The sequence below is a fragment of the Acinetobacter sp. CIP 53.82 genome (genome assembly GCF_000369465.1).
Classification (GTDB): domain Bacteria; phylum Pseudomonadota; class Gammaproteobacteria; order Pseudomonadales; family Moraxellaceae; genus Acinetobacter; species Acinetobacter indicus.
The window spans coordinates 1432396-1445712 of sequence record NZ_KB850046.1 but is presented as its reverse complement, the minus strand read 5'-3'; the positions used below and the strand labels follow the sequence as shown (position 1 = coordinate 1445712).

The 13317-nt window shown below is 41.6% G+C and carries 10 protein-coding genes; 6 read left to right on the top strand and 4 right to left on the bottom strand.

The features are described 5' to 3' along the window. Nucleotides 1–194 precede the first annotated feature (194 nt). The 6 genes from F905_RS12345 (at nt 195) to F905_RS12320 (ending at nt 7515) form a co-directional block, all read left to right on the top strand. Nucleotides 195–1994, top strand: a complete 1800-nt coding sequence (locus F905_RS12345) for a KAP family P-loop NTPase fold protein (RefSeq protein ID WP_005181271.1) — start codon at nt 195–197, stop codon at nt 1992–1994. A gap of 14 nt (nt 1995–2008) precedes the next feature. Further along, nucleotides 2009–2770, top strand: a complete 762-nt coding sequence (locus F905_RS12340; RefSeq protein WP_000537344.1) for a hypothetical protein — start codon at nt 2009–2011, stop codon at nt 2768–2770. Next, entirely contained in the window at nt 2763–4085 is a 1323-nt protein-coding gene (gene qatC / locus F905_RS12335; protein WP_000571785.1) for a Qat anti-phage system QueC-like protein QatC, read from the top strand. Before F905_RS12340 ends, qatC begins: the two co-directional genes overlap by 8 nt. Continuing rightward, on the top strand, nt 4082–4825 hold the full coding sequence (gene qatD, locus F905_RS12330) for a Qat anti-phage system TatD family nuclease QatD (RefSeq protein ID WP_000640182.1): 744 nt from the start codon (nt 4082–4084) through the stop codon (nt 4823–4825). Before qatC ends, qatD begins: the two co-directional genes overlap by 4 nt. Before the next feature lie 569 nt (nt 4826–5394). Further along, a complete protein-coding gene (locus F905_RS12325) occupies nt 5395–5970 on the top strand; it encodes a hypothetical protein (protein WP_000057883.1) in 576 nt (191 codons plus the stop codon). Between the two features lie 174 nt (nt 5971–6144). Further along, complete coding sequence (locus F905_RS12320) at nt 6145–7515, top strand: phosphohexomutase domain-containing protein (protein WP_005181263.1); 1371 nt, start codon at nt 6145–6147, stop codon at nt 7513–7515. 51 nt (nt 7516–7566) lie between these two features. Here F905_RS12320 and pgi read toward each other — a convergent pair whose 3' ends face one another. Genes pgi through F905_RS12300 form a run of 4 tightly spaced genes read right to left on the bottom strand, consistent with a single transcriptional unit; the run spans nt 7567 to nt 13292 of the window. Further along, the gene (gene pgi / locus F905_RS12315; protein ID WP_005181261.1) at nt 7567–9243 is read right to left on the bottom strand and encodes a glucose-6-phosphate isomerase; all 1677 of its coding nucleotides are present in this window, start codon (nt 9241–9243) and stop codon (nt 7567–7569) included. Continuing rightward, nucleotides 9243–10499, bottom strand: coding sequence for a nucleotide sugar dehydrogenase (locus F905_RS12310; RefSeq protein WP_005181259.1), 1257 nt, complete (start codon nt 10497–10499; stop codon nt 9243–9245). The genes pgi and F905_RS12310 overlap by 1 nt, the downstream gene beginning before the upstream one ends. 18 nt (nt 10500–10517) lie before the next feature. Next, on the bottom strand, nt 10518–11393 hold the full coding sequence (galU, locus tag F905_RS12305) for a UTP--glucose-1-phosphate uridylyltransferase GalU (RefSeq protein ID WP_005181257.1): 876 nt from the start codon (nt 11391–11393) through the stop codon (nt 10518–10520). Nucleotides 11394–11417: 24 nt separating this feature from the next. Then, complete coding sequence (locus F905_RS12300; protein WP_005181254.1) at nt 11418–13292, bottom strand: nucleoside-diphosphate sugar epimerase/dehydratase; 1875 nt, start codon at nt 13290–13292, stop codon at nt 11418–11420. Between the last annotated feature and the right edge of the window lie 25 nt (nt 13293–13317).

Below are 13317 nucleotides of genomic sequence, written 5' to 3'. Positions count from 1 at the left end.
ATAATAAAATTGATCAGAAAAAGGGGAATTTCTTCCACAAAGTCATACCCTAAACTTATACTGTGATACATATTCCAACTGACTAAGCATACCTAAAGTGGCAGAAAAATCGGTAATCGCCCCTAAAAACAATAGTATCTAAAACCCAAAAAATAAAGTAAATTACTAAAAAATAAATGCTTTTGGTAAAACTTATGTGGTCGGATATTGAGTCAAATATAGACTTTTTAAACTATTCTGAAGCATCAGAAATTATTATCAATGTACTTCAGAATCCTCAGATGCTGCCTATCTCAATAGGCGTATTTGGGTCTTGGGGAACTGGTAAATCCACTATCTTAAATCTAATTAAAAACAATCTAGAACATATTGAAAACCATGATGATTATGTCATTATTAGATTTGATGCTTGGTTATATCAGGGGTTTGATGATGCTAGGGCTTCACTATTAGAGGTCATCAATACTGAAATTTCTAAATTAGTTAAACAAGATGAAAAATTATACGAAAAAGCATTAAGTATTGGAAAAAGAATTAATAAATTGCGAGCTCTAGGTTGGGCTGCTGAGGGCACAGCTTTAGCTTTTGGCGTTCCTACATTTGGTCTACTCTCAAAAGCCATTGATTCTATTGGCAATGGAATCAATGGCAGTGCTGGGGATAAAGATGCACAGCACGTCACTGAAGCTATTAATAAAGGAAAAGAAAGCTTAAAAGATATTCTTAACGAGGAAAAAAGTTCAGCACCAAAAGAGATTACTGCTTTAAAAAATGAATTTGAAGATTTATTGGAATCTTTAAACAAAAAAGTTATTGTTTTTGTTGAAAATTTAGATCGATGCCTTCCAAAGCAGACAATTGAGACTCTTGAATCATTAAGACTATTTCTATTCATGAAGAATACAGCTTTTGTTATAGCTGCTGATGAAGAAATGGTGAGATTTGCTGTCAAAGATCATTTTAATGGGATTGATGAAAGACATATAACCGACTATCTAGATAAACTTATTCAGTTTCCTGTAAAAGTACCTCGTATTAGTACAAGAGAAGTGCGAGCTTATTTATTCTTATTGTATGCATCTATCCATGAAAACTATGCAACAGAAACGGCTAAACTAGAAAATCTTCGAAATGGATTGGAATCGAATCTGAGGCTTTCTTGGAAAGATGATCCAATTAAGGTTAAAGATGCCCTTGCCTTATTAGATGAACAGGCAGTTGATACACTTAATCTCTCTAACAACTTTTATGTCTCTGATCGTATAGCACATCTTCTAGCTGAGAATAAATACATTGAGGGTAATCCACGAATTGTAAAAAGAATGCTTAATGTCATTAGTATGCGTCAAATGATTGCTAGCGCTAGAAAAATGCCTAACGATATTGGGTTAATCACAAAAATGGCTTTATTCGAAAGATGTTGTAATTCAAAAAGTGTCTCTCTTTTATACAATACAATTAACAGTTCATCAGATGGTAAACCTAAAATATTAGAAGAATTAGAAGAATTAACAAATGATATAGATACATTTAAAAGTAAATTACCGAAGGAATGGGAAGAACATCATGATTTCTTATTTAGTTGGTTTAGCCTAGAACCAAAGCTAAAAAGTGTAAACCTTAGACCTTTAGTATATTTGAGCAAAGAGACTGTACCTTTAAGAACTATAACAAAAGGCTTATCTAGTGATGGTGAAGCTGCATTAAAAACTTTATTGAAAGTTACGAATTCTTCTTCTAAAGCAGCAATTCAAGCTATTGGGAATATTCCTGTAGGTGAAGAGTCATTAGTTATGAACCTAATATTAGATGAATTAAATAAACATACTCATTGGGGTTCAAAACCAAATGGCTTCATAGGCGCATTTTTATTAGCTAGAGAACTAGAAGATACTAGACCTCAGTTTATACATTTCATGAACACGGTCATGGTGGAAAAAACTCCATGGTTTAGCTTATTGATAAGTAAAGAAAAATGGTTTCCAAAAAATTAAGGGGGATATAAATTATGGGAACATCTACCTCAAGTAAAGGGCCAGGTAGTAAATCACCATTAGTGCCTTCATGGGCTAATAATGATGGTCAAGGCCCAGGTAACAATCAATTAGAGCAACGTTTCAGAGGATTTCGAGCTACCTTAGGACAAGCCGCTTTAGCTAACGGGGGAAATACAAATACTCTAAAGAAAGCTCTTGGTCATTATGCAAAGAGCGCTACTGGTGGTAAATCTAATGGAGCTAGACGATTTAGCTCTATGGTGGGAGCCGGCGGTAGTTTATTTGATACCTTAAAGTCTTTGCAATCAGGTTCAGATACTAAGTTTCTAAATCTTTCTAATTTACAAGGGCAACCTGTAGATGTCGTAATTGATCAAATCATTGACTCTATTATCGACATTAACGGAGACTCAGAGCGTATTAGAGCTGCAATGAATGAAGCTCTAGCAGAGGCTTTAGATGGATTCTCGACTTTCGATTTTTCAAAAATTACCGATGATATTATTGTAGATATGATGATTAATTATCTCACCCAATGTATTTTTGAACAAATTATTCTAGATTCGAAAACAGCATTAGATAAAGCTGATACACCAGAAAAAGTAGAAATGATTGAATCAAGCCTATTGGAATTAATTAAAACGTCAGTTGATTTGAATTTTGGAATACATTTAGAAAACATCAATACACTTAACAAACAAGACATTGAAACAATACAAAAAAATGCGATCCAAGATATTTGGAGTGAATGGGAGGATAACTTAAATGATTGAGCTCTATTTTGATACAGATAACACTCAGTTACCGCCTTTATCAGATAGTTTGATTCCTGTTCATCTATATGGTTCCCCAGCACAAAATGGTCAATATGCAAGTATTGGTCGCCCTTTATTGAATGAAATAAAAAGGATCAAAGAGGATTTAGATGAAACAGCATTAGATTTTTTGACTATAGCTATGGCCATTACCGCAGCTGATACATTTGTTGAGAGAAACAAACAAGCTGAAGATGGATGGTGTCGAGAATTTAAGCTTTCAATTCCACTTATCAATCCAAATTTATGGCTTCCGCAAATTGAATTATTGAAAGAAATTATGCACTTTTTGAGTGGAGACTTGTGGCATTTTCAATTTAGGACAGGAAGTTTTGTTTGGCCAGATAAGATCAAACGTGGTCGTAAAATACCTCTAGCTGGGCATGACTCTGCATGTCTTTTTTCAGGTGGATTAGATAGTGCTATTGGCATTATTGATTTAACCTCGAAAAATATTAACCCTGTGTTGATCAGTCATGCTTATGCTAGAGATAAATCTAAACAAGATAATCTATATAATTTATTGGGTTTGAAAAATTCGAAATTTCAAGTTATTGCATATCCAAGAAAGGCTGGTGATATTCCAACTGACGTACAAATGAGGACAAGAAGTTTTAATTTTATAGCTTTCGGTGCATTAATCAGTACCGCAATCAGCCAACATCATCAAGCAGGTAAAGTAACGACCTTATATGTGCCAGAAAATGGTTTGATCTCTATTAATCCACCTCTTACTCCTCGCCGAATTGGTTCTTTAAGCACTAGAACAACTCATCCTCATTATATGAACCTCTTAAACGAATTGTTTAAGCGAGTTCATTTACCAGTGTTTTTAGAAAATCCTTACCAGTTTATGACTAAAGGTGAGATGATGCAAAACTGTTCAAATAAGATTATTTTGAAGCAGATTGCCAAAGATACGGTGTCTTGTGGTAAATGGAAAAGAACAGGAATTCAGTGCGGCAAGTGTGTTCCATGTATAATAAGAAGAGCCTCGTTCAATTCAGCAGCTATACCTGATCAAACAGTAGATTACGTTTATAAACACTTGGATTTAGTAATAAAGGATCCAGATAATCGTGATGATCTTATGTCAATGATTCTAGCTATTAGAAAATTGAAAAAGGTAAGAAATCCTAATATTTGGATCTCTAAGTCAGGAGCATTGCCTACTGATTTACATATCAGAAATCAAATTTTAGATACAGTGGTTCGAGGATTTAAAGAAGTCGAAGACTATTTAAAGTCACAATCTTTAGGTGTTAATATTTGATTTACCCTTACATTGATTTCCATTGCCATTTAGATTTATATGATGACCCACATGCTGTAGCTAAAGCATGTGGAGATTCAAAAAGCTATATATTATCTGTAACGACAACGCCTAAAGCGTGGTTTGGCACGGATAAACTAACTAGCCATAGTAAAAGAATCAAAACAGCATTGGGTTTGCACCCGCAACTAGCTCATGAACGCTATGAAGAACTTGAGCTATTTGATTCATTAGTTAATCAAACTAGATACATTGGTGAAATTGGACTAGATGGTTCACCCAGCTTTCGAAATCATGCGGAAATACAAAAAAAGATTTTCTCACATATATTAAAAAAAACTAATAGTGGATCAGCTAAAATTTTAACGATACACAGTCTTAGAGCAATAAATCCTGTTATAGAACTCTTAAATGAAAACTTTGATAACGGTATACCAGTGCTCCATTGGTTTACAGGTAATCTTTCCGAGTTAAGAGAGGCTTTGAAAGCTGGATGTTGGTTTTCAATAAATGAGCGAATGTTAAAAACAGAAAAAGGGCGACAATTAGTTAAGCACATTCCTAAAAATATGATACTAACTGAAACTGATGGACCGTTTATTGTGAAATCTGGTACTCCTTTATTACCAGGTCAGGTTCAAGCAGTTATTAATGAACTTGCAGATATATGGGGCGTCAATCCAAATGAAGCTACCGCTCAGATTTACGAAAATTTTAAGTATCTTCTAACGAATAAATAAAGTACTTACCAAAGGTTTATTTATTCTTTTTAATCTGTGTGATCATCAGCGAGTTACTGTAATCACTTCCTGCACTTCGTGTACGATTAACAAATCTTAGCGATTCTGATTGGAATCAAAAATTAGGTGAAAATGGTCAGGTCTATAGAAAAATCTGGCATATTCTAGAAGGAGTCTAAAAAGACCCTTTCATTTTTGCTCCATACTAAAAAACCTTTTGACATTTATATGTTTGATCATTAATTTAGTATGAAGCATCAATACTATGCTAGTCAGTCCACCGCTCAATTTTAGTTGAGTTGGCGAATATCCCCTTGTGATAATGTATATTCTCTTCTTGAGACCAATCTTACTATCCTTATTGTATGCCAAAGGGTGATGTGGGCTGCACAATGAAAATGGCGAGCTATAAGGTTAGCATTTATGCAAAACTTAGTTTTTCCATCAGGATTATCTGTCCAAAGAGCAAAAAAACGCGCTAAAGAACTTGTTAAAAGTAAGCAAAAAACCAAAATGATGCACTTGATGCAATTTCTTTAAAAGAAGTGAATAAGCCATGGGCTCTAGCAATGGCTCAGCTTAAACAAAATTCAGACTCATCAAATTATTTAATCACACGTATTGATATTGCAAGAGTCTTAGAGCAAGAACCTTTATTAACAGCTAATGGCTTTGGTCATGCTGATACTTACCATGAATCTTTTTATAAAAGACACACTTTTCATGATTCAAAAGCAGAATATATTCAGCATTTTCACGCAAGCCAAGAAATATTAAGAAACTCAATTGATGAATGCCAACGGTGCTGTATGTACTTACAACATTTAAAAAAGTTAAAGTCCGTCCGTTATAATTTGGGGAGTTACGGGTTAAAACATAGTGTCGAAAGATATCATCGTAAGTTAAATCAATTCAATGATGCGTATGTATCTAATGGTGCATTAATTTGTGCTGCGATTCATATGGGTTTTTCGATCATGCGAAAAGATCATTTAAGCCCTAATGTTTGGATTTTCGCTAGTGTACAATCAGACATAATAGTATGGGAAAGGCTGCTTGAAGAACAAAAGTCTTTCCTTAGTTTCACACAACAGAGACTTTTTGAGAAAGTGAGCAAGAATACTGATCAGATCAGTATTCTTTAGTTTAGAACTATATTGTTAAATTACAAATTAGAGTCTCAGACTCAGTTTAAGACTTTAATGTTAATCCAGCAATCTCAATTAACGTTAAATTATTGATTATGAATGAAGGCTAGTTTAGAACTATATTGTTCAAACACATCACCGGCCTTTTTTCTTCTGCATGGAGAACAAATAATGACCCAACTGACTTGCTTTAAAGCTTACGATATTCGCGGCAAACTTGGTACAGAACTCAATGAAGAGATTGCTTATAAAATTGGCCGTGCCTATGGACAAATTTATCAACCTAAAACAGTGGTTGTGGGCTGCGACATCCGCCTCAGCAGTGAAGATTTAAAACAAGCCACCATCAAAGGTCTGAATGATGCGGGTGTTGATGTATTAGATTTAGGTATGACGGGAACTGAAGAAGTCTATTTCGGTGCCTTTCATCTCGATGTTCAAGGTGGGATTGAAATCACTGCCAGTCACAACCCGATGGACTATAACGGCATGAAACTGGTGCGCGAAAATGCCCGTCCAATCAGTGCCGATACTGGCTTAAAAGAAATTCAGGCCTTAGCAGAAGCTGGTACATTTACCGAAGTTGCAGCCAAAGGAACCACCCAGTCCTACAATATTCTGCCGGAATTTGTAGATCATCTGATGACCTATATTGATCCGGCCAAGATTCGCCCCATGAAGCTGGTGGTGAATGCCGGTAATGGTGCTGCCGGTCATGTGATTGATGCGATTGAAGATAAATTCAAGGCCCTGAATGTTCCGGTGGAGTTTGTCAAAATTCACCATGAGGCCGATGGCACCTTCCCGAATGGGATTCCGAACCCGATTCTGGTAGAAAACCGCGACAGCACCCGCGAGGCGGTACTGGCGCATGGCGCAGATCTGGGCATTGCCTGGGATGGCGACTTTGACCGCTGCTTCCTGTTTGATGAAAAAGGCCAGTTTATTGAAGGTTATTACATCGTGGGGCTGTTAGCCCAAGCCTTCTTGTTGAAACAGTCCGGTGAAAAAATTGTGCATGATCCGCGACTGGTCTGGAACACCTTTGATGTGGTGGAGCAGTATCAGGGCGAAGCAATCCAGTCCAAATCTGGACATGCTTTTATTAAAGATGTGATGCGTGAGCACAACGCGGTTTATGGCGGAGAAATGAGTGCCCACCACTATTTCCGTGACTTTGCCTATTGTGATAGCGGCATGATTCCATGGTTATTGGCAATTTCAGTCTTGTCTGAAACCGGTCAATCCTTATCGAGTCTGGTTGAAGAGATGATTGCCAAGTTCCCATGTTCAGGTGAAATTAATTTTAAAGTGGCAGACACCCAAGCCACCATTCAAAAGATCTTTAAACACTATGCCGATCAGAACCCGGCCATTGACCAGACCGATGGCGTAAGTCTGGATTTTGGTGCCTGGCGTTTTAATGTGCGTGCCTCCAATACCGAGCCTTTGTTACGTTTGAATATTGAAAGCCGCCGTGACCAGCAACCCAAACCAATGCAAGACTATGTCGATGAATTGACCCGTTTGATTCAGGCTTAACATAAAAAATGGAGCATAAATGCTCCATTTTTTTTATTGCTCACTCTGTAATTATATTCCCTTGTCACTTTTCGCCTGGTCAAGCAAAATTTGAATTAAACCCTGTGTCGAAGCATCCAGTGCCGATACATCCTGCTGCTGGCCATTTAAAATCGGCAACAGCTGATTGGCAATTTCCTTACCCTTTTCCACGCCCCACTGATCAAAGGGGTTAATATTCCAGATCACCGACTGGACAAAGACCTTATGCTCATACAAGGCAATCAGTATCCCCAAGCTATACGGGTTCAGTTCCTGGATTAAAAAGGTTGAACTCGGCTGATTACCGGCATATTGCTTATACGGTGGCAGACTGGCTAGCTCGGCCTGATCTAGCGCCTGATTACCAAAAGCCAGTAAGCGTGATTGCGCCAGACAGTTAGACAGGGCCAGATGATGCTGCTCGACCAGCGCCTCTGCACTTTCGGCATAGGTAAACTGGTTGGCATTGTAGCGTTTGACTGGCGCAATAAAGTCACAGCTGACCGCCTGTGTACCCTGATGCAGCAGCTGATAAAACGCATGCTGGGCATTCGGTCCTACTTCTCCCCAGACAATTGGACAGGTATCCAGTTCGACTGCTTCGCCACTGCGCTGAATCGATTTACCATTCGATTCCATTTCCAGCTGCTGCAGATAAGAGGCAAAATATTTTAAGCGGCCATCATAGGGCAAAACTGCATGGGTCTGAATATCCAGAAAATTATTATTCCAGATCCCGAGTAGGCCCATCAACACCGGAATATTCTGTGCAAAGGGTGCGGTCTGGAAATGCTGATCCACCGCGTAGGCCCCGGCCAGAAAGGCTTTAAAACCTTCCACCCCGATAATCAGCGCAATTGGCAAGCCGATACAGGACCAGAGTGAATAACGGCCACCGACCCAATCCCACAGCAGGAACTGGTTTTCTGGCGCAATGCCCCATGCGGTCATTTTATCGGGCTTGGTCGATACCCCAACAAAATGATGCTGTAATACGCGTGCCTGTTTGCCCAAGGCTTTTTCCAGCCATAAACGGACGGTTTGTGCATTGGACAAGGTATCAATGGTGCCAAAAGATTTAGAGGAAATAATAAATAGCGTGGTTTCCGGACGCAGCTTATGCAGCAGATCCGACAGCTGGCTGCCATCCATGGTCGAAACGAAATGCACGCTCAGTGGCTTGGCACTTGGATGTTTAAAATCGGACAGTGCCTGAGTCGCCATCAAAGGACCCAAGTCCGAACCGCCGACGCCAATATTGACTACATCCTGAATTACTTCACCGGTGGCACCGCGGCATTGTCCGGCATGAATTTTTTCTACCAGCTGATACATACGCTGTAGCTGGGTTTGTACCTGCTGTGCCAGTTCCGGATGAGTACTGTCTTGCTCCGGCAAACGCAGCGCCCAATGCATGGCTGCACGCTGTTCGGTATAGTTAATCGCGTCGGTGGAAAACAGGGTGTTGATCCAGCCCGATAAGTCATGTGCTTCAGCAAAGCGAATCAGCTGAGCCAGCACCTCGGCATCAATACGCTGCTTGCTATAATCGAAAACCAGCGATTTTAAACCTACAGAAAAGTGTTCAAAACGCTGCGCATCCTGTGCAAATAAATCGGTTAAATGGCGCTGTTCAAACTGATTTTTTAAGCTTTGTAACTGTAATAACAGTGAATCACGCGTATGTACCGCTGCTGAACTGCTCATTAGCGTCCTACTCCCATATAGGCAAAGCCCTGCGCTTTGACAAATTGCGGATCATAGATATTACGTCCATCTAAAATTAGTGGATGCTGCATACTGTTGAGCAGGGTTTTATAGTCCGGACTCCAGTAATGTTTCCAGGCGGTTAACAGACACAGCGCATGGCTGTCTTTGACGGCTTCATACTGGTCCTGACACAAGATCAGATCATCGCGTTCGCCATACAATGCCTGAATTTCCGGCAAGGCCTGCGGATCGTGTAATTTAACCGTGAGTCCTTGCGCCCAGAGTGCCTTGAGCATGGCGTGAATCGGTGAATGGTGCACGCGTGAAGTATTTTCCTTAAACGCAGCGCCCCAGATGGCAATGGTTTTGCCTTTTAAATTGCCCTGATAATAGTTCCACAATTTGCGAAACAGCAGTTCTTTTTGCTGCTCGTTAATTTCCCAGACCTGGGCCAAAAGCTGGCTTTTCACCCCGGTGGTTGAAACGGTATTGGCCAAAGTCAGGACATCATGCGAGAAGTTTTCTCCGCCAAAACCGGCGCCCGGATACATATAGGACGCGCCAATCCGGCTATCGGCGGCCATGCCCTGACGCACATGCTCAATATCAATCCCCAGTTTTTCTGCCACCACAGCCAAGTCATTGATATAACTGATCCGGGTTGCCAGCATGCCGGAAATACTCAGCTTGGTAAATTCCGCATCCAGCACCGGCATAAACAGGTATTGCTGCTTACGCGGGAATAAAGGACGTAAAAATTCCTGCACTTTACTCTGTACCTGCGGATTCATACAGCCCACAGTCAACTGTTCCGCCTGGGTAATACTGGCTAGCGCATTGCCTTCCTGGCTCATATCCGGCAAATACACCCAGTCATCTTCAGGCAGCAGCTGTTTCAGTCGTGCCGTACCCTGCAAGCCAAGGGTTGAAGCATTGATCATCAGTTTCGGATGAATGATCGGGCGCTGCTGGAGCTGCTGCAACAATTCAATCAGTAGTGGCTCTTCAGCCGGATTCAGGCTAAACAGATAAACATCAATCTCCAAACCCAGCTCTTTCAGGCTACAGTAATGCAAGAAACCTTGCGCATGTTGCTGCTGCAGCAGGCGATTGACCGCCTCATCCTGAAAGTCAGGCGCTTCCGGGCTATCTTGCTGGAAAATGTCACACCAGTAGACCTTGTGCCCACATTCTGCCAATAGCGCCGCCATCACCCCGGCATAAAGCGTTCGACCAAAAACTGCAACCTTCATACTGCCCCCTGCCCCGTATTAGTCTTTAAGTTCTTGAATCAACTGTTTAAATGCTGCACCTAAACTTGGGTGATCCACCCCGTAATGCAAGACGGCCTTTAAATAGCCGAGTTTGCTGCCACAGTCAAAGGTCTGGCCTTTCATCCGGTAGGCTTCGACGGTTTCCAGCTGCTGTAATGCGGCAATGGCATCGGTCAGCTGGATTTCATTCCCGGCCCCTTTCGGTGTGGTGGCCAACAGCTGCATAATTTTGGCTGGCAATACATAACGCCCGATCACGGAAAGATTAGAAGGTGCAGTACCGACCGCCGGTTTCTCGACAATCCCCTGCATTGCCGCACTCTGGCCTTCTGCAGGGGCAGCGGCAACATCCACAATGCCATACTGATCGACCAGATGCTCCGGCACGGCCTCAACCATAATCTGTGCTGCCTGTGTGGTATTAAAACGTTCAATCATCAAGGCCAGATCATTTTTTTCTACCTGATCTTTAACCAGCACATCTGGCAGTAATACGGCAAAAGCCTCATCACCGACAATATCTTTGGCGCACAGCACCGCATGCCCCAGGCCCAGCGGCTGTGGCTGACGCACACTGACCACGCTGACCTGCGGTGGTAGAATTTCGGTAATTTCTTTTAGCAAATCCCACTTTTGCTTCTGCTCTAATGTGGTTTCCAGTTCAAAGTTACGGTCAAAGTAGTTTTCAATTGACGCTTTGGAAGAATGCGTGACCAGAATAATCTGTTCAATACCGGCAGCAACCGCTTCACGCACCACATATTCAATCGCTGGACGATCGACCACGGTCACCATTTCTTTGGGAATAGATTTACTGGCCGGTAAAAAACGGGTACCCAAACCTGCAACAGGTAAAATCGCCTTCTTAATCATATATTTTAACCTGATCTCGATATTTTAATTTACTTTGACTTCTTTACCACGTTGATAGCCATCAACATAGTGCTCCAGCTGGCTTAATGCCCAATCAATATCCGATTGCACTGCAGTTAAATCATTGAAGCGCTCAAAGACCTGCAATAACTCATCCAGAGGATACATTTTTTCATAAGAACGCAAAATCCGGCTGTGTTGTGTCACTTCGGTATTATCGGCATCAATCAGTAATTCTTCGTAAAGTTTTTCACCAGGACGTAAACCGGAGTACTGGATTTCAATATCGCCGTCCTGACTGTCGGCTTCACGGACTTTCAGACCACTCAGCGCAATCATCTGACGGGCCAGATCCTGAATCCGTACCGGCTCACCCATATCCAGCAGGAACACATCGCCACCATGACCCAAGGCACCAGCCTGAATCACCAGCTGTGAGGCTTCAGGAATGGTCATAAAGAAACGGGTCACATCCGGATGGGTCACGGTAATCGGGCCGCCCTTGGCAATCTGCTGTTTAAATAGTGGCACCACAGAACCCGATGAACCAAGCACGTTACCAAAACGTACAATACTGATCTGGGTCTGGTCCTGCGCTTCCGCCATGGCCTGACAGTACAGCTCAGCCATACGTTTTGATGCGCCCATGACATTGGTCGGACGCACCGCTTTGTCAGTCGAAATCAGCACAAAGGTTTCAACCCCATTTTTCACCGCAGCATTCAGGCTAAAAGCGGTACCAATTGCATTATTTTTCAGACCAGCAATTGGGTTACATTCTACCAGCGGCACATGCTTATAGGCCGCGGCATGATAGACTGTCTGCACCGCATATTGTTCAATAATCCGTTCCAGTTTGGCCTGATCCAGGACCGTACCCAGAATCGGAATAATTTCAACATTGGATGCCAGACGCAGTTCTTTATCAATACTGTACAGGGCAAATTCGGTCAGCTCATAAATCACCAGTTTCTGCGGCTGGTTTTTAATAATCTGGCGGCATAATTCGGAACCAATTGAACCACCAGCCCCTGTAACCATCACCACTTTGTCTTTAATATTTTTTTCCAGCAGCTCTGCCACCGGCGGCACCGGATCACGCCCTAGCAAGTCAATAATATCGACTTCCTGAATATCGGAGACGCGGATTTCACCATCCACCAGTTTGGTCAGGCCCGGAATTTCAGTAATTTTTAAATGGGCAGGTTCCAGAAATTTGACAATTTCACTTTTGCGGCTACGCCCTACAGATGGCAAGGCAATTAAAATTTCATCAATCCGCAATTTGGCAAAACATTTAAGTGCTGTTTCCGGCAGATAAACATCAATCCCGCCAATATTCTGTCCGCTTAAAGACGGATTATCATCAATAAATAAAATCGGTAAATGTTCATTGGAACGGGTTAAAGTCGCTGCGACCTGCTGGCCGGCATTGCCTGCCCCATAAATCGCGACACGTTTTTTCGGGATACCCGCCTGTACATAAGAACGGACAATAAAACGGATGATTCCTCGGCTAAACCACACCCAGGCGAACATCATAAAGCCGAACATCAGTGGAATTGAGGTTGGAATAAAAGCATCTGTTAAATAGGCCAAGGCATAGAGTCCCGCCACCGCCAGGAAAGTCGCCAGGCCCAGTTTGACCATAAATACTTCATTGTAGGTACGCACAATAAAGCGGTACACCCCAAACACAAACAGCAGGATAACCGCAATTGCACTGACCCACAGTGAACCAAACGGAATATTCGGCACCACCTCTGCACCAAGGTCAAACTGACGAATGGCATAACACAGCCAGATTAGGACTAGAAATACACAGAAATCCAGAATGACCAGAAAAGCTAGTTTGGCAGCACGGGGGGATTCGACGAGAGGAATAACGATGGATTTCATATAGTTTTCAATAAGTCGTATCTTA